25 protein-coding genes are annotated in these 26,188 nt (G+C 71.2%); 11 read left to right on the top strand and 14 right to left on the bottom strand.

Going from position 1 to position 26,188, the window contains the following annotated elements; translation table 11 throughout:
• Positions 1-110 precede the first annotated feature (110 nt).
• From IE269_RS02450 to IE269_RS02440, 3 genes are all read right to left on the bottom strand, one after another.
• Positions 111-860 carry a hypothetical protein gene (locus IE269_RS02450; protein ID WP_189820980.1) on the bottom strand — a complete coding sequence of 250 codons (750 nt, stop codon included), beginning with the start codon at positions 858-860 and terminating at the stop codon, positions 111-113.
• A gap of 122 nt (positions 861-982) precedes the next feature.
• Entirely contained in the window at positions 983-1,762 is a 780-nt protein-coding gene (locus IE269_RS02445) for a hypothetical protein (RefSeq protein ID WP_189820979.1), read from the bottom strand.
• Positions 1,743-2,408, bottom strand: coding sequence for an RNA polymerase sigma factor (locus tag IE269_RS02440; protein WP_189820978.1), 666 nt, complete (start codon positions 2,406-2,408; stop codon positions 1,743-1,745). Before IE269_RS02440 ends, IE269_RS02445 begins: the two co-directional genes overlap by 20 nt.
• Positions 2,409-2,546: 138 nt before the next feature.
• Here IE269_RS02440 and trpS point away from each other — a divergent pair, with 138 nt between their 5' ends.
• A complete protein-coding gene (gene trpS, locus IE269_RS02435) occupies positions 2,547-3,557 on the top strand; it encodes a tryptophan--tRNA ligase (protein ID WP_189820977.1) in 1,011 nt (336 codons plus the stop codon).
• Between the two features lie 149 nt (positions 3,558-3,706).
• Positions 3,707-4,288, top strand: coding sequence for a 2'-5' RNA ligase family protein (locus tag IE269_RS02430; protein WP_189820976.1), 582 nt, complete (start codon positions 3,707-3,709; stop codon positions 4,286-4,288).
• Between the two features lie 11 nt (positions 4,289-4,299).
• Here the strand turns inward: IE269_RS02430 and IE269_RS02425 are convergent, their stop codons facing one another.
• Both IE269_RS02425 and IE269_RS02420 read right to left on the bottom strand, forming a co-directional pair.
• Positions 4,300-5,055, bottom strand: coding sequence for a decaprenylphospho-beta-D-erythro-pentofuranosid-2-ulose 2-reductase (locus IE269_RS02425; RefSeq protein WP_189820975.1), 756 nt, complete (start codon positions 5,053-5,055; stop codon positions 4,300-4,302).
• 20 nt (positions 5,056-5,075) lie between these two features.
• Positions 5,076-6,452, bottom strand: coding sequence for a decaprenylphosphoryl-beta-D-ribose oxidase (locus tag IE269_RS02420; protein ID WP_189820974.1), 1,377 nt, complete (start codon positions 6,450-6,452; stop codon positions 5,076-5,078).
• 189 nt (positions 6,453-6,641) lie between these two features.
• On the opposite strand from IE269_RS02420, the gene IE269_RS02415 reads away from it, so the two are divergent.
• From IE269_RS02415 to IE269_RS02400, 4 genes are read left to right on the top strand one after another with little or no spacing between them, the layout of a single operon-like run.
• Positions 6,642-7,163, top strand: a complete 522-nt coding sequence (locus IE269_RS02415) for a phosphatase PAP2 family protein (protein WP_189820973.1) — start codon at positions 6,642-6,644, stop codon at positions 7,161-7,163.
• Positions 7,156-8,145 carry a decaprenyl-phosphate phosphoribosyltransferase gene (locus tag IE269_RS02410; protein WP_438817522.1) on the top strand — a complete coding sequence of 330 codons (990 nt, stop codon included), beginning with the start codon at positions 7,156-7,158 and terminating at the stop codon, positions 8,143-8,145. Before IE269_RS02415 ends, IE269_RS02410 begins: the two co-directional genes overlap by 8 nt.
• A 14-nt stretch (positions 8,146-8,159) precedes the next feature.
• On the top strand, positions 8,160-8,573 hold the full coding sequence (locus tag IE269_RS02405; RefSeq protein WP_308436929.1) for a GtrA family protein: 414 nt from the start codon (positions 8,160-8,162) through the stop codon (positions 8,571-8,573).
• A 23-nt stretch (positions 8,574-8,596) separates the two neighbouring features.
• On the top strand, positions 8,597-9,520 hold the full coding sequence (locus IE269_RS02400) for a YihY/virulence factor BrkB family protein (protein ID WP_189820971.1): 924 nt from the start codon (positions 8,597-8,599) through the stop codon (positions 9,518-9,520).
• Here the strand turns inward: IE269_RS02400 and IE269_RS02395 are convergent.
• Positions 9,471-10,715 (bottom strand): D-alanyl-D-alanine carboxypeptidase family protein, encoded by a 1,245-nt coding sequence (locus IE269_RS02395; RefSeq protein ID WP_229897414.1) that lies wholly within the window; start codon positions 10,713-10,715, stop codon positions 9,471-9,473. The two genes, IE269_RS02400 and IE269_RS02395, sit on opposite strands and share 50 nt — an antisense overlap.
• Positions 10,716-10,842: 127 nt before the next feature.
• Between IE269_RS02395 and IE269_RS02390 the strand changes: the two genes are divergently transcribed.
• Together IE269_RS02390 and IE269_RS42935 are read left to right on the top strand one after the other, a co-directional pair.
• A complete protein-coding gene (locus IE269_RS02390) occupies positions 10,843-11,088 on the top strand; it encodes an SCO4848 family membrane protein (RefSeq protein WP_189820969.1) in 246 nt (81 codons plus the stop codon).
• Positions 11,089-11,092: 4 nt separating this feature from the next.
• Positions 11,093-11,701 carry an SMI1/KNR4 family protein gene (locus IE269_RS42935; protein ID WP_229897413.1) on the top strand — a complete coding sequence of 203 codons (609 nt, stop codon included), beginning with the start codon at positions 11,093-11,095 and terminating at the stop codon, positions 11,699-11,701.
• A gap of 18 nt (positions 11,702-11,719) precedes the next feature.
• Here IE269_RS42935 and IE269_RS02380 read toward each other — a convergent pair whose 3' ends face one another.
• From IE269_RS02380 to IE269_RS02370, 3 genes are all read right to left on the bottom strand, one after another.
• Entirely contained in the window at positions 11,720-13,315 is a 1,596-nt protein-coding gene (locus tag IE269_RS02380; protein ID WP_189820968.1) for a DUF2079 domain-containing protein, read from the bottom strand.
• 121 nt (positions 13,316-13,436) lie between these two features.
• Entirely contained in the window at positions 13,437-14,732 is a 1,296-nt protein-coding gene (locus IE269_RS02375; RefSeq protein ID WP_189820967.1) for a lanthionine synthetase C family protein, read from the bottom strand.
• Positions 14,729-17,857: a lantibiotic dehydratase gene (locus IE269_RS02370; RefSeq protein ID WP_189820966.1), complete on the bottom strand. Its 3,129-nt coding sequence runs from the start codon at positions 17,855-17,857 to the stop codon at positions 14,729-14,731. The genes IE269_RS02375 and IE269_RS02370 overlap by 4 nt, the downstream gene beginning before the upstream one ends.
• A gap of 203 nt (positions 17,858-18,060) precedes the next feature.
• On the opposite strand from IE269_RS02370, the gene IE269_RS02365 reads away from it, so the two are divergent.
• The 3 genes from IE269_RS02365 (at position 18,061) to IE269_RS02355 (ending at position 21,784) form a co-directional block, all read left to right on the top strand.
• The gene (locus IE269_RS02365; RefSeq protein WP_189820965.1) at positions 18,061-18,204 is read left to right on the top strand and encodes a hypothetical protein; all 144 of its coding nucleotides are present in this window, start codon (positions 18,061-18,063) and stop codon (positions 18,202-18,204) included.
• Between the two features lie 417 nt (positions 18,205-18,621).
• Positions 18,622-19,899, top strand: a complete 1,278-nt coding sequence (locus IE269_RS02360; protein WP_438817521.1) for a metallophosphoesterase — start codon at positions 18,622-18,624, stop codon at positions 19,897-19,899.
• Between the two features lie 328 nt (positions 19,900-20,227).
• Positions 20,228-21,784, top strand: a complete 1,557-nt coding sequence (locus tag IE269_RS02355) for an ABC transporter substrate-binding protein (RefSeq protein ID WP_189821359.1) — start codon at positions 20,228-20,230, stop codon at positions 21,782-21,784.
• An 89-nt stretch (positions 21,785-21,873) separates the two neighbouring features.
• Here IE269_RS02355 and IE269_RS02350 read toward each other — a convergent pair whose 3' ends face one another.
• The 5 genes from IE269_RS02350 to IE269_RS02330 form a co-directional block, all read right to left on the bottom strand.
• A complete protein-coding gene (locus tag IE269_RS02350; RefSeq protein WP_189820964.1) occupies positions 21,874-22,656 on the bottom strand; it encodes a succinate dehydrogenase iron-sulfur subunit in 783 nt (260 codons plus the stop codon).
• Positions 22,656-24,410, bottom strand: a complete 1,755-nt coding sequence (gene sdhA / locus IE269_RS02345; protein WP_189820963.1) for a succinate dehydrogenase flavoprotein subunit — start codon at positions 24,408-24,410, stop codon at positions 22,656-22,658. The genes IE269_RS02350 and sdhA overlap by 1 nt, the downstream gene beginning before the upstream one ends.
• Before the next feature lie 22 nt (positions 24,411-24,432).
• Positions 24,433-24,912 carry a succinate dehydrogenase hydrophobic membrane anchor subunit gene (locus IE269_RS02340; RefSeq protein WP_189820962.1) on the bottom strand — a complete coding sequence of 160 codons (480 nt, stop codon included), beginning with the start codon at positions 24,910-24,912 and terminating at the stop codon, positions 24,433-24,435.
• A gap of 8 nt (positions 24,913-24,920) precedes the next feature.
• Entirely contained in the window at positions 24,921-25,301 is a 381-nt protein-coding gene (gene sdhC / locus IE269_RS02335) for a succinate dehydrogenase, cytochrome b556 subunit (protein ID WP_189820961.1), read from the bottom strand.
• Between the two features lie 148 nt (positions 25,302-25,449).
• Positions 25,450-26,142, bottom strand: a complete 693-nt coding sequence (locus IE269_RS02330) for a 2-oxo-4-hydroxy-4-carboxy-5-ureidoimidazoline decarboxylase (protein ID WP_189820960.1) — start codon at positions 26,140-26,142, stop codon at positions 25,450-25,452.
• Positions 26,143-26,188 lie beyond the last annotated feature (46 nt).

Raw genomic sequence — 26,188 nt, 5'->3', positions numbered from 1 at the left:
GGAAGTGGCCGTCCTGTCAAAGGTGCGGACGGCGCCCCTTTCTATCGTCGGTCACCGCGAGGGCGCGGAAACCTTGCCGCCCGATGCACATCTTCCGCCCGGACTGCCGGTCACAGGTCGATGAGTTGACCCCGGGGCCCCGGCGGGTCCGGCTCCCCGGGCCCCGCTTCCCGGGCCGCCCGCCACCGCAGGAACAGCACCGCCCCCACCGCCCCGGCGGCCAGCCCGGGTATGGACCACCACCAGCCGTCCGCCGCACCGACGGGCCTGGGCGCCGCGACCGGGGCGGGCGCCTCGGCGGCGATGGCGGCTCTGCGGGCTTCCAGGTCCAGCTCGGCGTGCCGGTCGTACCAGGACTGGGGTGGCCCGTGCGTCGGCCAGGAGGGCACCACGGCCTCGTCGGTGGCCGGCGCCCTCAGCCCCCAGCGCTTCAACAGGCCCGCCAACCGGACCGGATCGGCGGCCTTGTGCCAGGAGCCCTCGGTGTCCGCCGGGTCGTCGGAGGCCGTGTGTATCCATACGGTGCGGCCGGCCTCGCGGACGTACACCTGCTGGAGTCGCCAGGGGACGGAGTCGTTGACCAGCCAGGTCACATTGATCTCGTCGGCGTCCATCCCCACTTCCAGCCCGGGCCGGTCCGCCGGGCCCGTCGCCTTCCTGGACGGCGGCTCCAGCAGCTCCAGCAGGTACCGGTACTCGAGGTCCGAGGCATACCGGGCGGCAGTCTTGCCGTTGACCGGACAGGCCAGCAGCACACTCGTCGGACCCCCGGCGTACGCCGCCGGAGCCGTGGCCCAGGCGAGGCCGAGCACCAAGAGCAGCAGGGCCAGTCGCCGCAGAGAGCGAAGCCGGTGTCGCATGAGCCCCTCCAACTGTCCAGGTGTGTCGCTTCGTTGCCTCTGACGGATCTGCCTCTGATACACCGCCCGGACCGCGCAGGTTCCCATCCCGGCGAGGTCAGTTCCCGGCGGATCCGGCGAGGTCAGTTCCCGGCCGATTCCGCGACCTCCACCGCCCGAGCCATCGGGGTCACCCCCTCCAGCCGCCACGTCAGCGCACGGTCCCGCCCCTGCCAGACCAGCGTCGGTGCCGCCGTCCTCACCACCGGTGCGTACGGCTGCCCGGCGGCGTCCTGGAGCCGCAGCGTCAGCCGGTGCGGCTCGGGGAACCAGAGCGCCGTGTTCGTCCCGACCTCCGTCCACTCCGGCTCCCCGGACACGGTCTTGAAGAACAGCGGGTCCAGCCCCGCCCGGAACACATCCAGCCGCACCGGCCCACCACCCCTGCCGCCCCCGTCGGCCCAGCACACCGACAGCACCCGCCCGTCCGCCGACACCGAGGCCCCGCCCGGCCTCCCCAGCGACTGGGGCAGCCGCACCGAGAACCCCGCCCGCCGCTCGGCCTCCGCCAACGGCACCGCCCCCGGGCAGCCCGGCACCGGGTCCGGCGACGGTGTCGCCCGCCCCGGTTCGTACCGCACACCGACCCCGCCGAAGCCGAACCAGTCCGCCACCGCCGCCCGCACCGGCGGCGTCAGCGCCAGCACCACCAGCAGCCCGGACACCCCCGCCGCCAGCGCTCGCCACCGCCGCCGCGCCCAGCCCCGCAGCCGCACCCACCGCGACACCGGGGGGAGAGGCGTCGGGACGCCGTCCGCGAGCAACTGGGCCAGCACCCGCTCGGCCATCGACTCCCCGATGCCCTCCGGAACCCGGATGGACCGCCCCAACTCCCGCAGCTCATCAGGCAGTTCGCCGCCCACGCACCCCACCCCCTCCCCGCAGTTCCTCCGCCAGCTCCGCCGGTAGCAGCCGCTCCAGCTTGCGCAGCGCCCGGTTCAGCCGGGACTTCACCGTCCCCCTCGGCCAGCCCAGGGCCTGCACCGTCTCCGCCTCGTCCAGCTCCAGCAGGAACCGGCACGTGACCACCTGTCGGTGCTCCTCGCTCAGCTCCTCCAGCGCGGCGGCCAGCGCCGCCATCCGCTCGGCGCGCACCGCGGCCACCGCCGGGTCCGCCGACTCCGGTATCAAGGGGAAGGCCCCGGTCAGCGTGGCCTCCCGGCCCACGGCGGAGCGCAGCCGGGACGCGGCACGCACTGTGTTCCTGGTCTCATTGGCCACGATGCGTATCAGCCAGGGCCGAAAGGCCGCGCCCTCCCGAAAGCCGCCCAGCGCCTGGTACGCCTTCACCCAGGCCGTCTGGACCACGTCCTCGGCGTCCGCCCCCGCCCCGAGCGCCACGGCCGCCCGCAGTGCCGTGCCCGTGTGGGCCCGCACCAGCTCCGCGTACGCCTCGGAATCCCCGGACAGTACGCGTGCGATCACCGCGGCTTCATCGACGACGACGCCGCCCCCTCTCAGGGTCCCCTCCAGCGTTCTCACACACTTGATACACCGGAAGCACCGCATCGGTTCCCCACCTGACGCCACCGGATTCGCCGTCCGACGCGATCGGATTCGCCGTCCGACGCGATCGGATTCGCCGTCCGGCGCGATCGGGTTCCCCACCCGACGGGATCAGGTCCCGTACCTGAGAGAATGATGAACATGGCCTCTCGACCCCGTGTGCTCTCCGGCATCCAGCCCACCGCAGGCTCGTTCCACCTCGGCAACTACCTCGGCGCCGTGCGCCAGTGGGTGGCTCTGCAAGAGACGCACGACGCCTTCTACATGGTCGTGGACCTGCACGCCATCACCATTCCGCAGGACCCCGCCGAGCTGCGCGCGAACACCCGCCTCGCCGCCGCCCAGCTCCTGGCCGCAGGGCTCGACCCGGACCGCTGCACCCTCTTCATCCAGAGCCACGTGCCCGAGCACGCCCAGCTCGGCTGGGTGATGAACTGCCTCACCGGCTTCGGCGAGGCCTCCCGGATGACCCAGTTCAAGGACAAGTCCGCCAAGCAGGGCTCCGACCGCACCACCGTCGGCCTCTTCACGTACCCCGTCCTCCAGGTCGCCGACATCCTGCTCTACCAGGCCCACCAGGTCCCCGTCGGCGAGGACCAGCGCCAGCACATCGAGCTGACCCGCGACCTCGCGACGCGTTTCAACGCCCGCCTCGGCGAGACCTTCACCGTCCCGGAGCCGTACATCCTCAAGGAGACGGCGAAGATCTACGACCTCCAGGACCCCAGCATCAAGATGAGCAAGTCGGCGTCCACGCCGAAGGGCCTCATCAACCTCCTGGACGAGCCGAAGACCACCGCGAAGAAGGTCAAGAGCGCGGTCACCGACACCGACACGGTGATCCGCTTCGACCCGGCCGAGAAGCCCGGCGTCTCCAACCTCCTCACCATCTCCTCCGTCCTGACCGGAAAGTCGGTCGCCGAGCTGGAGAAGGAGTACGAGGGCAAGATGTACGGCGCGCTCAAGACGGACCTCGCCGAGCAGATGGTGGAGTTCGTGACGCCGTTCAGGGAGCGCACCCAGGCGTACCTGGACGACCCGGAGACCCTGGACGCGATCCTCGCCAAGGGTGCCGAGAAGGCCCGCGCGGTCGCCGCCGAGACCCTCGCCCAGGCCTACGACAGGATCGGCTTCCTGCCCGCGAAGCACTGAGGTCTGCCAGCACGCAGCGGTGGCGGACGCACGTCCCGCAGGCCCCGGACCTTGGACTCTGGCCCCGGGGCCCCTGCGCCCGCCACACTGCACTGCGACAGCTTCCTTCACCCATCCGCAGTGACGACAGCGACGACGAGGAGAACGACGTGGGGACCGTAACGCTCGGCGTTTCGATCGCGGTCCCGGAGCCGTACGGCAGCCTGCTCCAGGAGCGGCGCGCGGCCTTCGGGGACCCTGCCGCTCATGGCATCCCTACCCACGTCACGCTCCTGCCGCCGACCGAGATCGACGCGGACCTGCTGCCGTCGGTGGAGGCGCACCTGGCGTCGGTCGCGGCGTCGGTGCAGCCGTTCCCGATGCGGCTCGCGGGCACGGGCACCTTCCGGCCGCTGTCGCCGGTGGTCTTCGTGAAGGTCGTCGAGGGCGCGTCCGCGTGCGCCTGGCTCCAGAAGCGGGTGCGGGACGCGTCGGGGCCGCTGGTCCGCGAGCTCCAGTTCCCGTACCACCCGCACGTGACGGTCGCCCACGGCATCACCGAGGAGGGCATGGACCGGGCGTACGAGGAGCTGTCCGCGTACGCCGCCGAGTGGTCCTGCGAGTCCTTCGCCCTGTACGAGCAGGGGTCCGACGGGGTGTGGCGGAAGATGTGCGACTACGCGTTCGGCGGGGGCACGGAGGGGGATCTGCCGCCGCAGGGGCTTCCGCACGACGCGCCGGCCCTGCACTAGGGCCGAGGCCGCTACACCGGCAGGCGCCTGAACAGCGGCCTCGGGACGTGCCGCAATGCCGACATCACCGCCCGCAGCGCCCCCGGCACCCACACCACCTCCGCGCGCCTGCGCAGCCCCGCCTCGATGGCCTCGGCCACGGCCTCCGGCGTCGTCGCGAGGGGGGCCTCCTCCATGCCCTCGGTCATCTTCGTCCGTACGAATCCGGGGCGTACGACCATGACGTGCACCCCCGTCCCGTGCAGCGCGTCCCCCAGCCCCTGAGTGAACGCGTCCAGGCCCGCCTTGCTGGAGCCGTAGATGAAGTTCGCCCGCCTGGCCCGCTCGCCCGCCACCGAGGACAGTACGACCAGCGAGCCGTGGCCCTGGCTCTGGAGGGCGTTCGCGCAGACCAGACCGGCGGAGACCGCGCCCGTGTAGTTGGTCTGGGCGACCCGTACGGCGGCCATCGGTTCGGCCTCGTCGCGGGCCTGGTCGCCGAGCAGCCCGAAGGCGATCAGCACCATGTCGATGTCGCCCTCGGTGAAGACCTTGCCCAGCACCTCTTCGTGCGAGGCGCTGTCGAGGGCGTCGAAGGGCACGGTGTGCACCTCTGCGCCCAGGTCGCGGAGCTGGCCCGCCGCCGCGTCGAGGGCGGGGGAGGGGCGGCCCGCCAGCCACACCGTGCGGGTGCGGCGGGCGACCAGGCGGCGGGCGGTGGCGAGCCCGATCTCGGACGTGCCGCCGAGGACGAGCAGGGACTGCGGGGTGCCGAAGGCGTCCTTCATGTGAAGCTCCTAGAACAGTTTCAGAGGGCGAGGCGGCGGGAGAGGTCCGAGGTGAAGACCCCGTGCGGGTCCAGCTCGGCGCGCAGGGCGCGGAAGGCGTCGAGCTTCGGGTACATCGCGGCGAGCGTCTCGGGACGTACGCGGGAGTCCTTGGCCAGGTAGAGGCGTCCTTCGGCGGCGCAGACCTCCTCGTCGAGCTCGTCGAGGAAGGTGCCGAGGCGGGGCATGTTCGCCGGGATGTCGAGGGCGAGCGTCCAGCCGGGCACGGGGAAGGACAGCCAGCCCGGGTCGCCGTCGCCGAAGCGCTTGAGCACGGCGAGGAAGGACGGGCAGCCGCGCCGGGAGATCCGGCCGACGATCCGGCGCAGGGCCTCCTCCTGTCCGTACGGGACGACGAACTGGTACTGGACGAAGCCGCTGCGGCCGTAGATCCGGTTCCAGTGCGGGACGCCGTCCAGGGGGTGGAAGAAGGTCGAGATCTTCTGGAGTTCGCCGACCCGGGAACGGGGGGCCCGCCGGTACCAGAGCTCGTTGAAGAGGCCGACGGACTTGCGGCCGAGCAGTCCCTCGGGGACGAAGGAGGGGGCGCCGGGGAACTGGCCGGGGCGGAAGGTCAGCGGGTGGCGGCGGGCGCGGGCGGGCAGTTCGTCCAGTGGGGCGTGGTCGCCGCGGGTGAGGACGGAGCGGCCCATCGAGGCGCCCTTGGCCAGCAGGTCGATCCACGCCACCGAATACCGGTACAGGTGGTCGGTCTCGGTGAGGCGGGTCATCAGGTCGTCGAGGTCGGTGGCGCGCTCGGTGTCCACCGACATCAACGAGGTCTCCACGGGCAGCAGTTGGACCGTCGCGGAGAGGATGACGCCGGTCAGGCCCATGCCGCCGGCGGTCGCGTCGAAGAGTTCGGTGCCGGGGAGGACCTCGCGCACCTCGCCGTCCGCGAGCAGCAGCCGCAGCGAGCGCACGTGCCGGGAGAAGCCGCCGGAGACGTGGTGGTTCTTGCCGTGGATGTCCGCGCCGATCGCCCCGCCGACGGTGACGTACCGGGTGCCGGGGGTCACGGGCACGAACCAGCCGAGCGGGAGCAGCACCTCCATCAGCCGGTGCAGGCTCACCCCGGCGTCGCACACCACGATCCCGGCGTCCGCGTCGACGCTGCGGATGCGGTCCAGGCCGGTCATGTCGAGGACCGAGCCGCCCGCGTTCTGCGCGGCGTCCCCGTACGCCCGGCCCAGGCCCCGCGCGATCGAGCCGCGTGCCCCGCAGCCCCGTACCGCCGCCGCTGCCTCCTCGTACGTACGCGGACGCTCCACCAGGGCGGTGGTGGGGGCGGTGCGGCCCCAGCCGGTCACGGAGGCGAAGGAGTCGGCTTCGGTGGTGAGCGTGGTGTTGTCAGCCATGGGCGTGACCGTATCGCCAGGAGGTGACCTCTTATGTCACCTCTTCTTGGTGTTTGCGCGTTTCCTGAGCGGAACGGGTGGTTGACAGAGTGTCATCACGAAATGTCATGAATATTGGCATTTTCCCGACAAGAGTCTCCCCTGATGTGCGCCTTTCCGGGCCACGCACACCGATATCAAGGGATGACAATGCGAGAAGTGGACCACCGTCTGCTGTCCGCGATGCGTGACTGCGGTACGGATCCGCGCGTGGCCGCCGCCGCCCGCGCCCTCTCCTTCAGCGGCGAACACGGTGCGCTGTGGCTGGCCGCCGGACTGCTCGGCGCGGGCGTCGACCGCGAGAGGCGCGGCGCCTGGCTGCGCGGTACGGCACTGATCGGCGCGGCCCACCTGGCGAGCATGGGCGTCAAGCGCGTCGTACGCCGCCCCCGCCCCCAACTCACGGACCGGCAGCCCCTGGTGAAGACCCTGGGGCGGCACTCCTTCCCCAGCTCGCACGCCACCTCGGCGGCCGCCGCGGCCGTCGCCCTCGGTGCGCTCGGGCCGTTCGGCAAGCAGGTCGTCCCGCCGCTGGCCGCCGCGATGTGCGTCTCCCGGCTGGTCGTCGGCGTGCACTACCCGAGCGACGTGGCGGCGGGCGCGGCCCTCGGCGGCATCACCGCCGGGATCGGCGCCAAGTGGCTGAAGACACGGGAGGCCTCCCGTGTCTGACCGCACCGTCATCCCCCTCCTGGAGAAGCAGCAGGACCGCCGCGCCGCCACCGGCGGCCCCACCCTCCCGCCGCAGCGCCGCGCCCTGCGCCCGCTCGGTCTCCCGCTGGGACTGCTGCGCACCGCCCGCCCCCGGCAGTGGATCAAGAACAGCCTGGTGGTGGCCGCCCCGGCCGCCGCGGGACAGCTCTTCTCCGTGCACTCCGCGCTCCAACTGGCCGTCGTATTCGTCCTGTTCACGGCCGCCGCGTCCGCCGTCTACCTGATCAACGACGCCCTCGACGCCGAGGCCGACCGCGCCCACCCCACCAAGTGCCGCCGCCCCGTCGCCGCCGGACAGGTCCCCGTCGTCGTCGCGCACGCCGCCGGCACCTTCCTCGCCGTCCTCGCGCCGACCGCCGCCGCCTTCCTCTGCAACCCGCTCACCGCGGCCCTGCTCACCGGCTACGTCATGATGCAGATGGCGTACTGCCTGCGCCTCAAGCACGTCCTCGTGCTCGACCTCGTCGTCGTCACCACCGGCTTCCTGATGCGCGCCATGATCGGCGGCATCGCGCTCGGCATCCCGCTGTCCCGCTGGTTCCTCATCACCACCGGCTTCGGCGCGCTGTTCATGGTCGCCGCCAAGCGCTACTCCGAGGCCGTCCAGATGGCCGACAGCCCCCACAAGGGCAAGACCCGCGCCCTCCTCAGCGAATACACCACCGGCTACCTGCGCTTCGTCTGGCAGCTCGCCGCCGGCGTCACCCTGCTCGGCTACTGCCTGTGGGCCATGGAACGCGGAGGCGCCACCGACGGTGGCGTCCTGCCCTGGCGCGAACTCTCCATGATCGCCTACATCGTGGGCATCCTCCGGTACGCCGTCTTCGCCGACCGGGGCTCCGCCGGAGCCCCCGAGGACGTCGTCCTGCGCGACCGGGGACTGCTCATGATCGGCCTGGTGTGGATGGCGATGTACGCGCTGGCGGTCGCCGACCTGTGAGTATGCGCAACCGCGTGAGCGCCCGTGCCGTGAACTGGTCCGAGCTGGGCTCCTTCGCCGCTGTCGGCGTCTGCGCCTACCTCGCCGACCTCGCCCTCTTCGTCTGGCTGCGGGGCCCCCTCGACTGGGACCCGCTGTCGGCGAAGGCCGTCGCCTTCCTCGCCGGATGCTCCGTCGCGTACGCCGGGAACGCCCTGGGAACGTACAAGAACCGGACCGCGCAGGTCTCGCGCCTGCGCCAGTACGGCGTCTTCTTCGCCGTCAACGTGGCCGGTGCGCTGGTCCAGTTGCTCTGCCTGCTCGTCTCGCACTACGGGCTCGGGCTCACCTCGCCGCGCGCCGACACCGTCTCCGGTTCACTCGTCGGCATGGCGCTGGCGACCTGCCTGCGGTTCTGGGGTACCCGCACTTTGGTTTTCCGTAACTGAGAGCAGGCGGGTACACAAAGATCATGGACTGGCTGAAGAACCTCCCGGTGATCGGGCCGTGGGTGACGCGTCTGATGGGCACCCACATCTGGCGGACGTACGAGACCTTGGACCGGGCGAAGTGGAGCAGGCTCGCCGCGGCGATCACCTTCATCAGCTTCCTCGCGCTGTTCCCGCTGATCACGGTGGGTGCGGCGATCGGTGCGGCGGTGCTCAGCAAGGAGCAGATCGCCGACATCAAGAGCAGCATCGCCGAGCAGGTCCCCGGCATCTCCGACCAGCTCGACATCGACGCCCTGATCAACAACGCGGGCACCGTCGGCCTCGTCGCCGGTGCGCTGCTGCTCTTCACCGGCATCGGCTGGGTCGGCTCCATGCGCGAATGCCTGCGCACCGTGTGGCAGTTGGACGACGTCGACGAGGGCAACCCGATCCTGCGCAAGCTCAAGGACGGACTGGTCCTGGCCGGTCTCGGCGGGGCGGGCCTCGGCTCGCTCATCGCCTCCGCCGTCGGCTCCACGGCGGTCGGCTGGACCGCCCGCACCCTGGACCTCTCCGAGTCCGGCGCGGGCGGCGTCCTGCTGCGGATCGCCGCCCTCGCGGTCGCCGTCGGCGCGGACTTCCTGCTCCTGCTGTACGTCCTGACGCTGCTGCCCGGCGTGCAGCCCGAGCGCCGCAGGCTCGTCGTCGCGGCGCTCATCGGCGCGGTCGGCTTCGAACTGCTCAAGATGCTGCTGGGCGGCTACATGAGCGGGGTCGCCTCCAAGAGCATGTACGGCGCCTTCGGCGTCCCCGTCGCCCTGCTGCTGTGGATCAACTTCACGGCGAAGCTGATGCTGTGCTGCGCCGCCTGGACGGCGGCACCGCACGCGGACGGCCCCGCCAAGGGCGCGGGACCTACGGCTGACGACGACGGGACAGCGCCGGCACCGGCCACTTCCGGTTGACCAGGAACACCGCACCGGCCAGCAGCACCAGCGCCCCGCCCGCCACCGCGAGCGCGATGCCCACCCCGCTGGAACCGTCCTCGGCGGCGGCCAGCCGGGTCGGGCCCGCCGGGGTCTGCTTGGCCTTCGGGGCCGGGGGAGCGGGCTTGGCGGCGCTGGTGTCGACGTTCTTCGGCGCGACCAGCTCGCCGACCGGCTTGATCTTCGCGGTCGCCGCCTGGAAGCCCCAGTCGAACAGCCTGGCCGTCTCCTTGTAGACCGCCTGGGACTCGTCGGACTGCGGGTTCATCACGGTCACCAGCAGGACCCGCTCGCCCCGCTGGGCGACACCGGTGAAGGTGGCGCCGGCGTGCGTGGTGTTGCCGTTCTTGACGCCCGCGATGCCCTGGTACCGGGCGACGCCGTCCGCGCCGGTCATCAGCCGGTTGGTGTTCTGGATCTCGAAGGACCCCCGCTGACCGCCGGACGTCTCCCCGCCGGGGAACTTGGCGGTCGCCGTCGCCGCGTACTCCCGGAAGTCCTTCTTCTGCATGCCGGAGCGGGCGATCAGGGTCAGGTCGTACGCGCTGGAGACCTGGCGGGGAGCGTCGTAGCCGTCGGGGGAGACGACGTTGGTGTCGACGGCCTGGAGGTCGCGGGCGTGCGCGTTCATGTCGGCGACGGTCTTCTGGACGCCGCCGTTCAGCGCGGACAGCACGTGCACCGCGTCGTTGCCGGAGTTCAGGAACACCCCCAGCCACAGGTCGCGCACCGCGTACGAGGAGTTCTCCTTCACCCCGACCACGCTGCTGCCCTCGCCCACGCCCTCCAGGTCGGCGGGCTTGACCTTGTACACCTGCTCCTTGGGCAGCCTCGGCAGCACCGTGTCCGCGAAGAGCATCTTCAGGGTGGACGCCGGGGCCAGCCGCCAGTGCGCGTTGTGCGAGGCGAGCACCTCGCCGGTCTCGGCGTCCGCGACGATCCAGGACCGGCCGGAAAGACCCTGCGGCAGCACCGGCACCCCGGGACCGAGATTGACCTGCGTGCCCGCCCTGCCCAGCCGTTCGCCGCCGACCGAGGACATCTGGGCCGGGGGCTTCGGCTTGTCGTCGGACTTCGGGTCGGGGGCGGCATGGGCGGCCGGAGCGAGCAGCAGCGTGGGGGCCAGCAGGGCGGCGGAGGCGACCGCGACGGCGGTCCTTTTCACGGCAGACACGGACGTGAACGTACAGGGCGCGCCTGTGGATACGGCCACCGCGTGGCTGACCCGCCGCAAGCGCCGCCGGGACAGCCCAGCAGCCCCCGTCGCTCCTCCCTCCGGGACCGACCGCGATACTGGACCCATGAAGCTCAACCGCACCCTCTCCTGGTTCCTGCTCGCCTTCGGGGTGTGGAGCTGGTTCATCTGGATCACTTTCGTCAAGAATCTCGTCGCGGACGGGAGCGGTCTCGCCTTCGACGACGCGGGCGACCCGACGCCCTACTTCTGGGTCCACCTGCTGCTCGCCGTGACGTCCTTCCTTCTGGGGACGGGCATCGGCGTGATCGGGTTCCGTTCGGTGCGCGCGCTGCGGCGGGAATCCAGGTGAGAGCGTGAGTACGGAACCCGACTTCCTGCAGGGCGTCTTCCACCTCCTGGGGGACCCGCCGCAGCGCCCCGAGCCGGCGGAGCTCTGGCGGGAGACCGAGGCAGTGGTGGGCTGCGCCCTGCCGGAGGACTACAAGGAGATCATCGGCAGGTACGGCCCCGCCAGGGTGAACGGCCACCTCTACTTCTCCACCCCGGACTCCGGCCGGTGGAGTCTGCGGGAGGAGATCCCGGAGACGATCCGGGCCTGGGCGGACGCTGACTGGGAGCCGGACGAGGACGAGATCACGGGCGGCGATCCGCGCACCCTGTTCGGCTGGGACGGGCTGAAGTTCGGGGTGGAGGACGGGCTGACCCCTCTCGCCTCGACGGACAACGGCGTCACGCTGTTCTTCGTCCCCGGCCGGCCGGCCGCCGGGCTGTTCGTGGCGAACGGCGACGGGGAGCTCCTGCGCTACGACATGTCGTTCGCGGAGTGGCTCCACCGCTACCTCTCCGGCGACGACGTGACGGGCTACGGCGGGTTCTTCTACCCGGGGCCGGTCGAGCTGAGGAGCATGCCCATGAGTCCCACCGACAGGGAAGTGGTCTGGTACGGCTCGCCGCGGGACTGACCCGGGGCGACGGGACGCCTACCCGAAGACCCGCACGTCCGCCGTGTCGTAGCCCGGCAGGTCGCCGCGGCCCTGTTCGACGCTGCCCGGGACGGGGACGGCGGGGGTGGGGCGGCGCAGCAGGACGATGCCCCGGGACTCGTACGTGATGACGTATCCGGAATCCCGCAGGAGGAGCAGCCGGTCCTTCTGCGACTGCGCGTCGGGGAACGGGAACGCCTTCTTCGTGGTGTCCAGGAGGACCCAGTCCGCATTGCGGGGGATGAGGTCGAGGATCATCACCCGGGCGCGGCGGGTCAGGCGCGGGGCGAGATTGTTGTCGGCCTCGACGGTCGCCGCGTCGGGGATTTTCCGTACGGCTGTGAGTGCGGCCTCCTGGTGGGCGTCGCGCTGCCAATGGCTGGGCAGCACGATGTGCCAGGAACCGGATATCAGCAGCCCGAAGAGCGTGATTGTGGCGGCGAACACGGCGGCCCCTTTCGCCGCTCTTTCTGCCCGTCTTCGCTCCCACTTCCGGGCGATTTTCCCGGTCGTCTCGATCGACGCGGCGATCAGGATCGGCCAGACGAAAGCGCCGTAATGGTGCAGGGCCTGCCAGTGGTTGCCGTTGTCGGAGAAGAGGCGTTCGGCGAGCAGAGGGAGGGCGCAGAGGGTGAGGGCGGAGCGCAGGGGGAGGAAGAGGAGCGAGCCGAAGGTCCACAGCAGGAGTACGGCCTTCGCGGACGGGGTGAGTGCGGCGCGCAGGGTGTCCAGGGGGTGCAGGACGACATGGACCAGTGCCTCGCCGGCGCTCGTGCCCAGGTCGCTGTACTGCCAGTAGAACTGCGCGTCCCCGCCCATCCACGGGACGAACAGCACGATCGCCGCCAGCGAGGCGAGCGGCCCGAGCACCAGCAGCACCCCGCCGGTCCGCACCCCACGCCGGTCCCCGGCCCGCCGCGCCCGCAGCGCGAGCACCGCGCCGAAGATCCCGACGGACAGCCCCAGGTCCTCCTTGGTCAGGCACAGCAGCAGCGCGACGGCCACCGTGTGCCCGTACGCCCGTGCCCTCGCCCGCTCGAAGAGCAGCAGGAACAGCGGTACGGCAAAGGCGACTTCGTGGAATCCGGCGCGGCTCGCGTAGAAGAGGGCGGCCCCGAATCCGTACACGAGACAGAAAGCGAGGGTGAGGCGGGAGAGCGCGCGGGGGCCGAGTGCGGAGCCGCATTCCCTGCGGACCAGGCGTGCTACCACCGGTACGCCCGCACCGAAGAGCAGGGATTGCACGAGGAGGAGTGTGCGGGGGTCGTCCCACAGCCAGTAGAAGGGGGCGGCGAGCGCGAGTATCGGTGAGAAGTGATCCCCCAACAGGGAGAATTCCGGGGGGAATCCATGGTGCACGCTCTTGATGAGGGAGCGGGGCAGCTCGAAATGCGAATAGGCCCTTATTGCCTGGTCGAACAACCCCAGGTCGAATCCCCCGAGTTGGAGCTGCCGGAAACGCTGGAGGCCTATCAGCAGGCATACGACGGCACAGGCGACGGCGACGGCCGCGACGCGTATTCGCTCGCGCTGCCGCCCGGCGGGCACCGCCTCGTCGGCGCGCACCGGGGGGCGGAGTGTGAACGTGGTCAAGGTTCGGTCCCATGATCGTGCGCGGTGGCAAGGGAAGCCGATTCTTCCCCATGCGCCCCGGGAATGCCCTACCGTTCCGCGCCGATGTGCAGGACGTGCGACCGGTCGGGAGGGCGTGCCGTCAGTTCAGCAGGAGCGCCGCCTGCCAGGTGAGTTCACCGTGCGGGGCCCCGGAGGCGGTCGCGTGGTGCAGGGCGAGCGCCGCGCCCGCCGCGCCGTCGAGGAACCCAGGGCGGTGCACGAGCGTGCCTTCGCCCGGGGCCGCTGCGGGCCAGAGGAAGGGGTGTGCCGGGTCGGCCGCTGCGGCGAGAGCGTCCGTCAGGCGGGGCAGGAGTGCGGTCAGTTCGCTGCCGCCGGGCTCCTGGGACATGAGGGTGACGATCGTGGTGAGTCCGGCCAGGCCGTGGCAGAGGGTGGGGTCGGGGAAGTCGTCGCGTTCGCAGGCGGCGGCGACGGCGGACACGGCCTGCTCGTTCCAGCGGGGTTCCTTCAGGGCCAGCGACGCCAGTTGGAGGGCGCGGGCGACTCCCGGCGTCCCGTAGCACCAGCCGGTACGGGCCTCGGCCAGTGCGGGAGCGGTACCCGAGGCCGCCTTCAGTTCGGCGTCCAGCGGTACGACGTTGGGCCAGCCGGTGCCCGACGGGCTGCGGCGGGCGAGCAGCCACTCGGCGACGGTACGGATCGCCCGCTCCTGGCCGGGCACCCGCACCCCCGCCCGGTGCGCGAGGGAGAGCAGGGCGAGCGGGCCGGGGATGCCGTGCGCGAGGCCGACGTTGAAGTGCCCGCCGGGGACGCCCTCGGGTTCGCTGAACAGGACCGGGTCGGCGGTCCACCAGCCGGGTACGGTCTCGCCGCCCGGCGCGGTGACCGGGCGGGTCAGCGCGACGAGGTGGGCCAGCACGCGCTCGGTGGCCTCGCGGTGGTCGGGCCCCGCCGCCAGGAGGAGCCTGCCGAGCCCCGAGAGGCCCGCCACCACGTCGTATCCGAGCATGCGGGCCCCGGCCGTCCCCGCCGCCGTCCGGTCGGCGTCCTCCTCGACCAGCCGGAGGGCGAGCCGGGCGACCTGGCCGTCCAGCTTGGTGAGCAGGGACGCGTACTCGCCGGGGCGGGTGACGGCCGTACGGGCGGCGAACGCGACGGCGGGCAGCCCCGCGTACAGGCCCTCGCGGGCGGGGCGCTGCACCGAGGTGACCGCCGCCTTCAGGTGGGCGTGCGCGGACTTCGCGTGCCCGGGGTCGGTGTGGGAGAGCGCCGCGAAGAGCAGGGCGACGCCGGCGTGGCCGTCCGCGAGGGACTGGGGGTGCCACAGGGACCGGGTCTCGGCCAGCTCCGGTGTCTGCGCGGCGGTGACCTGCGCGGCGAGGGCGGCGGGGTCGGCGAGCCGTTCGGCGAGGAGGGCGACGGGGTGGCCGGTCATGCGGGGGTCCCTTCTCGGCGGGCCTGCGCCCTCTCGCGGTCGAGCTGTGCCTGCACGGTGCCGCGCACCACCGCCAGGGTCTGGGCCTCGGCCGTGCGGTCCGTGCCGAGACGCCGGTTGCAGTGCATGTGCAGGAGGGAGGCGAGCACCGCGTCCGGGGACACGGACAGCTCGCCCCGGCCCTCGGCGGCGCGGACGAGGCTCCCGAAGCGCTCGATGGCCGCCTCGTGACCGTCGTACGTGTCGGGCGTGGCCGTGAGGAGCGCCAACGCCTCCTTCCTGCGTGCCGCGAACGCCTTGTGGTGCCGCTCCCGCTTGGGGTGCACGCGGGTGAACCAGGGCCGCCAGTCCCCGCCGTACCCCCGGTGGAAGGCCGAGGTCAGGGCGGCCACGTCGTGTGCGGTGGACAGGATGCGGTCGTCCGCCGGGGTGTGGAGGCGGTCCAGTACGCGTCGGCTGTCCGCGTGGAAGACCTCCTCGGCCGCGCTCAGCAGGGCCGGGCCGCCGTAGCGCTCGGTCTCGGGGGAGTAGCTGTCGAGGCGCAGCCCCCGGGCGAGCCCGGCGCTCCCCAACTCCTCGGCGAGGGCGTGGAGTTGGGGCAGCAGTACGCCGTTGAGCAGGGCCGGGTCGCCGTGCAGGCGCAGCCGCAGGTGCGGGTCGGGGTCGGCGTACCGGATGAAGAACCACCGGTCGACGCCGCCGGGCCCGGTGGGCAGCGCGGTGAGGAAGCGTTTCAGCGGACCGGCCAGCAGCTCGTCCTGGCGCTCGGCGGAGGCGTACAGCGTCGCGTACAGCCACGGGCCCCCGGGCGGGATCTCGCCGGTGCCGTGCCGGGTTACGACCGGGGGCGGGGTGCGTCGGGGACGTACGGACTGCTCCGAAGGCCGGGGGAGTGGCGTCAGGGTCACCACGGCCTCCGTCTCGTGGGCGCCTTCCGGCCCGTGCAGCCAGCCGCCGTCGGGGTCCTGGCCGCGCGGCGGTTCGTGCACCACGGCCACGCCCTTGCGCTCGCACTCGCGGCGCAGGATCTCGCGGTGGGCGGGGACGGTGAGGTTGAGCGGGATGCGGTGGTCGCCGAGGGCGAGCTGCACGTGGTCGGGGACCTGCCACAGGCCACGCCACTCGTCGAGCGGCGGACCGTCCGCCTCCAGTCGCCAGCGGGCGGGCGCGAGCACGGTCCGGCCGACGCGCACGGCGGGCAGGAACGGCAGGTCCTCCGCCGCACCCCACTCCCACAACTGCCACTGCCGGTGGCCGAACGCCGCCGCCTCGACCAGGAAGCGCACCGCGTTCGGCGCGGTCAGTTCGCGGTTGAGGACGTGCAGCGCCGACGGCGTCAGCTCGCGGCCCAGCGAGGCCGACCAGATGGCGAAGCCCTCCGAGTCCGCGCAGACGGTCAGGTCGTCCAGGCCGACGTCGGTGACGCCCGGCTCGGCGGGCCCGGGGTGCACGCCGACGACCAGGCGGCCGTCCAGCCAGGTCGGCACCTGGGCGACGTTGGCGTGCCGGTGGTGGGACGCCTGGTGGTGGACCTGCACCGGAAGGCGCCCGGTGTCCTCGCGGGCGGCGCGCACCGTCTGCCGCATCGATTCGGTCTGCGCGGGGTCGAAGAGGTGGGCGAACCGGCCCATGAGGCCCCCCGACGCGGTGGCCGCGCCGTTCAGTACGAGGGTGAAGTCGCCCCGGTCCAGGTCGGCGGCCGAGGCGGCGGCGACCTGCACGACGAGTTCGAGCGCGGGCGGACGCCCGCCCGCCGCCGCGTCGTCCCTGTCCGGGTGTGTGCCCCGGTCGGCCGATGCGAGCCTGCGCAGCATCTCTTCGTCCAGGACGACCTCGCGCGCACCCCGCGCCTGCGCCTCGGCCGCCAGCCCGAGCAGCAGCCGTTGTCGTACGGTCCCCAGGGGTGCGGGCCCCGGGTTGGGCCGGTGGCTGGGCGGAAGCCGGTAGCCGGCCGGGGCGCCCAGCCCGATGTCGGGATCGAGCAGCTCCTTCACGGGGACGTGGCGCCCGAGACCGTACCGCTCCACGAAGTCCTGGTGGTACGGGACGAGTCGGCTTCTGCCCGGGAGTGCGAGCCGCCACAGGGCGGTGGCGGCGTGCTCCAGCTCGCGGGCCACCTCGCGGGACAGCTCGACGGTGCCGTCCAGGCGCAGGTCCACCTGTACGGCGTGCCCGCCGGTGTCCCTGGCGGTGTCCCCTGCGGTCTCCAGCACCTCGCGCCAGGCGTCCCGGCCCTCTCCGAGCGGCGTACGGACGTATCGGTCGAGCGTCGCGCGCAGTTCGGCCGTGCGCCGTGCGGCCGGGCCGTCGGCGGGCAGGTGCGACGCGACGTGGGCCAGGGGGTCGGGGGCGTCCAGGGGCGGGCGCAGCGGGGTGAGCAGTACCCCGGCGCCGATCAACTGGCCGACGAGGCGGGCCACGGCCCCTTCGGGCGCCGTGGGGAAGAGCCCTTCGGTCCGCCGGATCAGCTCCTCGCACGGCACGGGGCCGGCGGCGGCCTCCCGCAGGGCCTGCACGACGGGGGTGTGGCGCAGGGTGCGCGAGGTGGGGGGATTCCCGCCGGACGGGGCGGGGCCGGGGCCCGGGTCGGCGGGCGCGAAGGGCAGGACCAGGCGGTCTCCGCGTACGAAGCACAGGCTGTTGGCCACCACGGTCAGCCCCCGGTGGATCTCCGGGTCGCGTTCCCACGCGGTGACGAGCCGGGCCAGCAGGCCCGCGTCGAGGCGGGCGGCCTTGTGCCCGCCGCCGGTGAGCTCGCCCTTGGTCGTGGCGCCGAAGGAGCCCCACAGGACGCCCGCGAGCAGGCCGAAGGGGGTGGGCCGGGACGCGGCCCTGAGCAGGTAACGGGTCACCGCCCGATGGGCCTTGCGCAGGTCGGAGGGGGTGAGGGGGGCCTCGGCGAGCAGGGCTTCGACGGTGCGGGCGAGCGAGGGGCTGGAGACCTCCAGCGCTTCCCGGAAGAGGGGGTCGGCGACCAGCTCCGCGAGCTGCGGGCGGAGTTCGGCGGGTGCGGCGGGTCGCCAGGTGTCGCGGGCTCTGCGCCGGGCCAGGAGCGGGGTCCTGATCAGCACGCCGTCCGCGCAGCGGAACACCGGTTCAGCGCTTCGGCCATGCGGTATCGGCACCGCTCCCCCTTTACTAAAGACTTACTAATGCCGGGGGGAATGCATACGGGAATCCCCGGCCCTCAGGAATGGCGTCACCATACCCAGTACACACCCCGCCCGGAACCCCTTGACCTTGCACGCCGGCCGCCCATAGATTCCGACCCGATCGCCCAACCGGGGCGATTTGATTGGTTTAGCAGGTTCCACTGGAGGGAATTCACATGCCCGAAAGCACGAGTCAGGACCTCTTCGACATCGACCTCACCGAGACCGCCATCCAGGACGTCGCCCAGGACGGGTCGGCGCTCGCGATCTCCGGCGAGGAGTCCTGCTTCCGTACGTGTACGACCTGCGCGCTTTGCTGACGGCGGCCGCCTGAAGGGCCGGTTCCGGCGGCGCTGAAGCCGCCGGAACCGGCCCGGCGGCGAGGCCTTTCCCGAGGCGGTGAAAGGGGCCTTCCCGCGTAAGCGCGGTATAAGCATTGGCGGAAATACGCGACCCCTTTCGGCGCGAAGTGCCGGAATTGGGTGCGCGGCATTCCTTGCCTTCTCCATCGGCATCACGACCGGCTATTCGCGTTACCGCCGGGTATTCAGCCCGCGCGGCAGACGGCCCGCATCGCACCCGGCACCGCGAAAGGCAATTGCCCTCCGCGCCACTTTCTGCGACGCATTCGGGCCACCGTGCGCCCGCCGCCGGGCCGGGTGCCGACACCCGGCCGGGCCCAAGATCGTGCGCACGGGTATTTTGAGGGCCCTGTCCGGCGCGTGGTGAGGGTCGTCGTGGTCGTTGTCTTCGTACTGGCCCTGCTTCTGCTGCTGGGCGGGGTGCACTGGTACGTCTGGAAGCGCGTCGTCCGCGACACCGCGCCGCCCGGAGCACGGGGTCGGCGCATCCGCCGGACCGGCGCGGCCGCCCTCACGGTCCTCCCCCTCCTCTCCGTCACGGCCTTCCTCTCCGGCCGCCTGGGCTTCCCCTTCTGGCTCCAGCAGACCCTGGCCTGGCCGGGCTACCTGTGGCTCGCGCTCCTGCTCTACCTGACGCTGGCCCTCCTGGCGACGGAGGCCGCCCGCCCCTTCCTGCTCCGCTCCCACCGGCGTCCCCGGACCCCGGCCTCGGCCCCCGCCGACGCCCCCGTCCCGGATGCCACCAAGGTGCCCACCCCGATCACCCCGGCAGCCCCCGAGACGCCCAAGGCCCCCAAGGCTCCCGAGGCCCCCGCACCCCCAACTCCCCCCACCCGCCGCCTCTTCGTGTCCCGCACCCTCGCCGCCACCGCAGCGGTGGCCGCGACCGGCACCGTCGCGTACGGCACCCACTCCGTCCTCCAGGGCCCCCGCACCACCCACGTCACCGTCCCCCTCCCCCACCTCCCCCGCCGCGCCCACGGCTTCCGCATCGCCGTCGTCAGCGACATCCACCTCGGCCCGATCCTCGGCCGCGCCCACACCGAGCGCATCGTCGACGCGGTCAACGCCGCCCAGCCCGACCTGATCGCCATCGTCGGCGACATGGTCGACGGCACCGTCGAGGACCTCGGCCCGGCCGCCGAACCGCTGCGCCGACTCCGCGCCAAGCACGGCCAGTTCTTCGTCACCGGCAACCACGAGTACTACGCGGGCGCCGCCCCCTGGCTCGCCCACATCCGCGAACTCGGCCTGCACCCCCTCGAAAACGACCGCGTCGAAATCGCCGGCTTCGACCTCGCAGGCGTCAACGACGTCGGCGGCGAAGCCTTCGGCCAGGGCCCGGACTTCACCAAGGCGCTCGGCGACCGCGACCGCTCCCGCGCCTCCGTCCTCCTGGCCCACCAGCCGGTCCAGATCCACGAGGCCGTACGCCACGGGGTGGGCCTGCAACTCTCCGGCCACACCCACGGCGGCCAGCTCTGGCCCGGCAACCTGATCGCCGCCCTCGCCAACCCCACCGTCGCGGGCCTCGAAAAGTACGGCGACACCCAGCTCTACGTCTCCCGGGGCGCGGGCGCCTGGGGACCCCCGGTCCGCGTCGGCGCCCGCTCCGACATCACCGTCGTCCGACTGGCCTCCCTCCAGGCGTGACCCCACCCTCACCACAACGTGGAAGGCCCCCGACCAACCCGGCCGGGGCCCCACAGCGCGACCTTCCGGGTGTGTTCGACCTGCGGAGGGCGGGCCACTTCGAGCTGTGCCAGGAGGCGTTTCTCCAGCGGGAGGTCGCGGCACTGCGTCACCGGCGCCGTGCCCGCTGACGACGAGTTGTCCCGTATCTGTGACCACTTGCGAAAGATTCGCCCCTTCCGTCGCTCTAATTCGTGTGATTAGGTGAATGAATCGTGGGGTAGGGCATGTTGGGTTTCTGCCTGCCCCTGGGTGGGGGTAGTGCAAGGAGAGCAAGTCAATGCCGTTGATGGGTTCCGTGCGCCTGCGGGTCGGGGCGACGGTTGTGGTGGTGGCTGCCGCAGCGGTAGGGGGGTGGATGCTCCTCCCCTCGGACGACGACCAGGGTCCGGCGATCAAGATCGGTACGACCGACGCGTCGTCGTCACTGGATCCGGCCTACGCGTACGACGCCGGTTCCTGGGCCCTGTACAGCAACGTCTTCCAGTCGCTGCTCACGCTCAAGACCGGCTCGGTGACGCCGACCCCGGACGCCGCCAAGAGCTGCGGCTTCGTCGGCGGCACACTGACGAAGTACCAGTGCGAGCTGAGGAGTGACCTCACCTTCGCCAACGGCAAGCAGATCACCCCTGCCGACGTGAAGTTCAGCTTCGACCGCATCCTGCGCAACGACAACGAGGTGGGTCCGCGCTCGCTGCTGACGACGCTCAAGTCGGTGTCGGTGGACGGGCAGAAGATCACCTTCAACCTGTCGTCCGGCGACTCCACCTTCCCGTTCAAGATCGCCTCCGGTGCCGGGTCCATCGTGGACAGCACCAAGTACTCGGCGACCGCGGAGCGCAAGGGTTCCGTCGTCGACGGTTCGGGACCGTACACGATGGCGGAGTACAAGAACGGCAAGATCGGCCGGCTGCGCCCCAACCCCGCCTACAAGGGCGCGGTGGCCAAGACGGGCCGCCCGATCGACGTGCTGTACTACGAGAGCTCCAAGGACCTCCAGACCGCCTGGGAGTCCAAGGAGATCGACCTCACCTACCGCCAGCTCCCGCCGGAGATGCTCGCCCAGCTCAAGCCGGGCGAGGCCAACGTGCGCATCAGTGAGCAGGACGCCACCGAGACCCGCAACATGGTCTTCAACGTGCGCCAGGCGTCCAAGTTCCACGATGTGAACGTGCGGCGGGCCGTCGCCTACCTCGTCGACCGGCCGAAGCTGGCGCAGGACGTCTTCCACAACACGGTCGAGCCGCTGTACGACGCCATCCCCAAGGGCGTCATCGGCCACAGCACCCCCTTCTTCGACGTCGCGTCCAAGCCGAACGTGAAGAAGGCGAAGGCGGCGCTGGAGGAGGCCGGGGTGAAGACCCCGGTCAGCTTCACGCTCGGCTACTACCTCAAGGACTCGGCCAAGGCCGAGGCCGAGCTGCTGAAGAAGCAGCTGGAGGCGGACGACCTCTTCTCGGTCAAGCTGGTCGAGAAGAAGGAGTGGACGGCGTTCCAGGCGGACTACAAGGCCGCCAAGTTCGACGCGTTCAACGTCGGCTGGGTCGCCGACTTCCCGGACCCGGACAACTACAGCCAGCCCCTCGTCGGCAAGAACAACTCCAACGCGAGCGCCTACGAGAACCCGAAGATCGAGCGGCTGATCACCAAGACGCAGGCCGCCTCCGACCGCGGATCCACCGTGGACGACTTCAAGGCGATGCAGAAGGAAGTCGCCAACGACGTCCCGCTGGTCCCGCTCTGGCAGACCAAGGACTACATCCTCAGCAACGGCAAGGTCGGCGGGTCCGAGTACCTCTCCGACGGCACCGGCCTCTGGCGCCTGTGGGAGCTGAACTGGCTGTAGCAGCCGCAGGAGTAAGAAGAAGGCCCCGGCCCCCGGTGATCATCACCGGGGGCCGGGGCCTTTTCCGTACAGGACTCGTACAGGCGAAATCAGTAGCGGCGCGTGATCAGCGCACGCTTCACTTCCTGGATCGCCTTCGTGACCTCGATGCCGCGCGGGCACGCGTCGGTGCAGTTGAACGTGGTGCGGCAGCGCCACACACCGTCCTTGTCGTTGAGGATTTCGAGACGCTGCTCGCCGCCCTCGTCACGGCTGTCGAAGATGAAGCGGTGCGCGTTGACGATCGCCGCCGGGCCGAAGTACTGGCCGTCGTTCCAGAACACCGGGCACGAGGACGTGCACGCGGCGCACAGGATGCACTTGGTGGTGTCGTCGAAGCGCTCGCGGTCCTCGGGGGACTGCAGACGCTCGCGCGTCGGCTCGTTGCCCTTGGTGATCAGGAAGGGCATCACGTCGCGGTAGGCCTGGAAGAACGGGTCCATGTCCACGACCAGGTCCTTGAGGACCGTCAGGCCCTTGATGGCCTCGACCGTGATCGGCTTGTGCGGGTTGATGTCCTTGATCAGCGTCTTGCAGGCGAGCCTGTTCTTGCCGTTGATCCGCATCGCGTCGGAGCCGCAGATGCCGTGGGCGCAGGAACGGCGGAAGGTGAGCGTGCCGTCCTGGTCCCACTTGATCTTGTGCAGGGCGTCGAGCACGCGCTCCTTCGGGTCCATGTCGACCTCGAAGTCCTGCCACTCGGCGTCCTCCGAGATCTCCGGGTTGAACCGGCGGATCCGGAAGGTGACCTTGATGTACGGAGAGTCGGCGAAGCCGGGCTCGGGAGCGCCCTTGCCGGCGGCCTCCGCCTTGTCCATCGTCGGGGTAGCCATCAGTACTTACGCTCCATCGGCTGGTAGCGGGTCTGGACGACCGGCTTGTAGTCGAGCCGGATCGAATCCGAGCCGTCGGCCGCGACCTCGCGGTACGCCATGGTGTGGCGCATGAAGTTGACGTCGTCGCGGGTGGGGAAGTCCTCGCGGTAGTGACCGCCGCGGGACTCCTTGCGCGCCAGCGCGGACACGGCCATGACCTCGGCCAGGTCGAGCAGGTTGCCCAGCTCGATGGCCTCCAGGAGGTCCGTGTTGAAGCGCTTGCCCTTGTCCTGGATGGACACGTTCAGGTAGCGCTCGCGCAGCTCGGCGATCTTCTCGACGGCCGTCTTGATCGTCTGCTCGGTGCGGAACACCATGACGTTGGCGTCCATGGTCTCCTGCAGCTCCGTGCGGAGCGCGGCCACGCGCTCGGTGCCGGTGGAGTTGCGCAGCCGCTCGACCTGGTCGACGACGAGCTGGGCAGGGTTCTCCGGCAGCTCGACGAAGTCGCTCTTGTGGCTGTACTCGGCGGCCGCGATGCCCGCACGACGCCCGAAGACGTTGATGTCGAGCAGCGAGTTCGTGCCGAGACGGTTGGCGCCGTGCACCGAGACGCAGGCGACCTCGCCGGCGGCGTACAGGCCCGGGACGACGGTGGTGTTGTCGCTGAGGACTTCGCCTTCGACGTTGGTCGGGATGCCGCCCATGGCGTAGTGCGCGGTCGGCTGGATCGGGATCGGGTCCGTGTACGGCTCGATGCCCAGGTACGTCCGCGCGAACTCGGTGATGTCCGGGAGCTTGGCGTCGAGCTGCTCCGGCGGGAGGTGCGTGAGGTCGAGGTAGACGTGGTCGCCCTCGGGACCGCAGCCGCGGCCCTCACGGATCTCCGTGTAGATGGAGCGGGACACGACGTCACGGGACGCGAGGTCCTTCATGACCGGCGCGTACTTCTCCATGAAGCGCTCGCCGTCCTTGTTGCGGAGGATGCCGCCCTCACCGCGGGCGCCCTCCGTCAGCAGGATGCCCATGCGCCAGATGCCCGTCGGGTGGAACTGGAAGAACTCCATGTCCTCCAGCGGCAGCCCGCGGCGGTAGCACGCGGCCTGGCCGTCACCGGTCAGGGTGTGCGCGTTGGAGGTCACCTTGAAGAACTTGCCGGTGCCGCCCGATGCGTAGATGACCGACTTGGCCTGGAAGACGTGGATCTCGCCGGTGGCCAGCTCGTACGCGACGACGCCCGCCGACTTCTTGACGCCGTCCTCCTCCACGATGAGCTGATCGAGGACGTAGAACTCGTTGAAGAACTCCACACCCTCCTTGATGCAGTTCTGGTAGAGGGTCTGGAGGATCATGTGGCCGGTGCGGTCGCCCGAGTAGCAGGCGCGGCGGACCGGGGCCTCGCCGTGGTTGCGGGAGTGACCGCCGAAACGGCGCTGGTCGATCTCACCTGCGGGCGTGCGGCCGAACGGCAGGCCCATCTTCTCCAGGTCGAGGACCGCGTCGATGGCCTCCTTCGCCAGGATCTCGGCGGCGTCCTGGTCGACCAGGTAGTCGCCGCCCTTGATCGTGTCGAAGGTGTGCCACTCCCAGTTGTCCTCCTCCACGTTCGCCAGCGCGGCGGCCATGCCGCCCTGCGCGGCGCCCGTGTGGGACCGGGTCGGGTACAGCTTCGTCAGCACGGCGGTGCGGCTGCGCTTGGTCGACTCGATGGCCGCGCGCATGCCCGCGCCACCGGCGCCGACGATGACGGTGTCGTACTTGTGAATCTTCATCTTGATTGCCTCAGCCCCGGGCCTAGCGGATGTTCGGGTCGAAGGTGAAGATCACCAGCGTGCCCAGAAGGACGGTGAACACCGTGGCGGTGTACAGCAGGTTCTTCAGCCAGAAGCGCGTCTTCGGCTTCTCCGCGTAGTCGTTGATGACGGTACGCAGGCCGTTGGCGCCGTGCAGCATCGCCAGCCACAGCATGACGAGGTCCCAGGCCTGCCAGAACGGCGAGGCCCAGCGGCCGGCCACGAAGGCGAAGCCGATCTTCGACACGCCGCCGTCCAGCACCAGCTGGATGATCAGGTGGCCGAGGACGAGGACGACGAGCACGATGCCGGACAGGCGCATGAACAGCCAGCCGTACAGCTCGAAGTTGGTGCGCGTGGTGCGCGGGGTCTTCGAGGTGCGCTTGCGCGGCGGCTCGATGACCGGTGCCGGGTTGTCGGCGTCGTAAAGGCTCACGCCCTCGACGGGGCCGACGCCTGCGGAAGAGGTCTCAGCGGACATGTTCTGACTCAGCTCCCGAAGACTTCGCGTACGGCGTGACCGAGCACGGGGTACAGGGCGCCGACCATCAGCACGATCCAGACGGCCAGCACGGTCCAGAGCATCTGCTTCTGGTAGCGGGGGCCCTTGGACCAGAAGTCCACCGCGATGACCCGCAGGCCGTTCAGCGCGTGGAACAGGATGGCGGCGACAAGGCCGTACTCGAGGCAGGCCACGAGCGGGGTCTTGTAGGTTGCCACGACGTCGTCGTACGCCTCGGGGGAGACGCGGACGAGAGCGGTGTCGAGGACGTGTACGAACAGGAAGAAGAAGATGAGGACACCGGTGACTCGATGAGCCACCCATGACCACATGCCTTCCCGGCCGCGATACAGCGTTCCAGCCGGCACGGAAATACCCTCCGGGAGCGGGGATTGGGGTCGGCCGGCTTGGTTTGTCGGTCAGACCCGGCCGGGTACGGTCCACCGGCCCCGGTCATCGTAGCGACGAGTTGTCGGTTCCCTCGCGCGGGGGCCTCCGGTGTGATCAAACAGGCAGTCAAACGGCCACGGACGGGCTATCCGGACCGGCCGCCAGCCCTTCGTGGTCGTTCCGTACCTCTTGTACGGTCCTGGCGAGCCGCCCCCGGGCCAGCCGCCGGAGCTCCTCGGCGGCCACGGCCCGCTCCTCGTCCCGCTCGTTGCCGAGGCGGAAGCGGATTCCGGCCAGGACCTGGTCGAGCTGCTCGCCGGGGGCGAAGCCGTCCAGGCAGATCACGAAGGCGTGCCCGAAGCGGCTCTCGTACGCGGCGAGCGCGGCCCGCAGCGCGGTGTGCGCGGCGGGCGGCGTGTCGGCGGCCGGGCGGGGCGGGACCTCGCAGGCCAGGGCGTCGGCGACCTCCGCGACCGACAGGTCGTAGGAGGCTTCGTCGGCGGCGGCGAGGAGGGAGTCCAGATCGGGGTAGGGGCGGTGTGCGGCGAGCCGCTCGGCCCACCGGCGGCTGCGGCAGCAGGTGAGCAGCGCGGCCTCGGCCGTGTGCGCGGGGGCCGTGTTGAACCGCTCCAGGGGTGACAGATGTGCCGGGCCGCCACGGCCGCTCGTTGTAAGGAAGCCAGGAAAGACGGAGGGGTGCAGCGTGACTCCTTGGACGGGCTCGGCGGACGGGACACCGGCCGGGGCCGGTCCTGTGGCGGGGGCGGTAAACGCTAGCGAGGACAGTAAGGAAGTGTCCGACGAATGCGCGAATTTCATCCGAACGGGAGGGTTTATGCGCGCGCGGTAGACGTTTCAGGCCCCG

Origin of the sequence: Streptomyces spiroverticillatus (assembly GCA_014650415.1) — a bacterium.
Lineage (GTDB): Bacteria > Actinomycetota > Actinomycetes > Streptomycetales > Streptomycetaceae > Streptomyces > Streptomyces spiroverticillatus.
Note: the sequence above shows the minus strand (reverse complement) of the source record. Positions and strands in the feature narration are given on the sequence as shown.

What these genes read in the sequence shown, in the direction of transcription:
- IE269_RS02450 (WP_189820980.1), bottom strand. Translation starts at nt 860, where the DNA reads ATGCGACACCGGCTTCGCTCTCTGCGGCGACTGGCCCTGCTGCTCTTG.
- IE269_RS02440 (WP_189820978.1), bottom strand. Translation starts at nt 2,408, where the DNA reads ATGCGGTGCTTCCGGTGTATCAAGTGTGTGAGAACGCTGGAGGGGACC.
- trpS (WP_189820977.1), top strand. Translation starts at nt 2,547, where the DNA reads ATGGCCTCTCGACCCCGTGTGCTCTCCGGCATCCAGCCCACCGCAGGC.
- IE269_RS02425 (WP_189820975.1), bottom strand. Translation starts at nt 5,055, where the DNA reads ATGAAGGACGCCTTCGGCACCCCGCAGTCCCTGCTCGTCCTCGGCGGC.
- IE269_RS02420 (WP_189820974.1), bottom strand. Translation starts at nt 6,452, where the DNA reads ATGGCTGACAACACCACGCTCACCACCGAAGCCGACTCCTTCGCCTCC.
- IE269_RS02415 (WP_189820973.1), top strand. Translation starts at nt 6,642, where the DNA reads ATGCGAGAAGTGGACCACCGTCTGCTGTCCGCGATGCGTGACTGCGGT.
- IE269_RS02400 (WP_189820971.1), top strand. Translation starts at nt 8,597, where the DNA reads ATGGACTGGCTGAAGAACCTCCCGGTGATCGGGCCGTGGGTGACGCGT.
- IE269_RS02390 (WP_189820969.1), top strand. Translation starts at nt 10,843, where the DNA reads ATGAAGCTCAACCGCACCCTCTCCTGGTTCCTGCTCGCCTTCGGGGTG.
- IE269_RS02375 (WP_189820967.1), bottom strand. Translation starts at nt 14,732, where the DNA reads ATGACCGGCCACCCCGTCGCCCTCCTCGCCGAACGGCTCGCCGACCCC.
- IE269_RS02365 (WP_189820965.1), top strand. Translation starts at nt 18,061, where the DNA reads ATGCCCGAAAGCACGAGTCAGGACCTCTTCGACATCGACCTCACCGAG.
- IE269_RS02355 (WP_189821359.1), top strand. Translation starts at nt 20,228, where the DNA reads ATGGGTTCCGTGCGCCTGCGGGTCGGGGCGACGGTTGTGGTGGTGGCT.
- IE269_RS02350 (WP_189820964.1), bottom strand. Translation starts at nt 22,656, where the DNA reads ATGGCTACCCCGACGATGGACAAGGCGGAGGCCGCCGGCAAGGGCGCT.
- sdhA (WP_189820963.1), bottom strand. Translation starts at nt 24,410, where the DNA reads ATGAAGATTCACAAGTACGACACCGTCATCGTCGGCGCCGGTGGCGCG.
- IE269_RS02340 (WP_189820962.1), bottom strand. Translation starts at nt 24,912, where the DNA reads ATGTCCGCTGAGACCTCTTCCGCAGGCGTCGGCCCCGTCGAGGGCGTG.
- IE269_RS02330 (WP_189820960.1), bottom strand. Translation starts at nt 26,142, where the DNA reads ATGAAATTCGCGCATTCGTCGGACACTTCCTTACTGTCCTCGCTAGCG.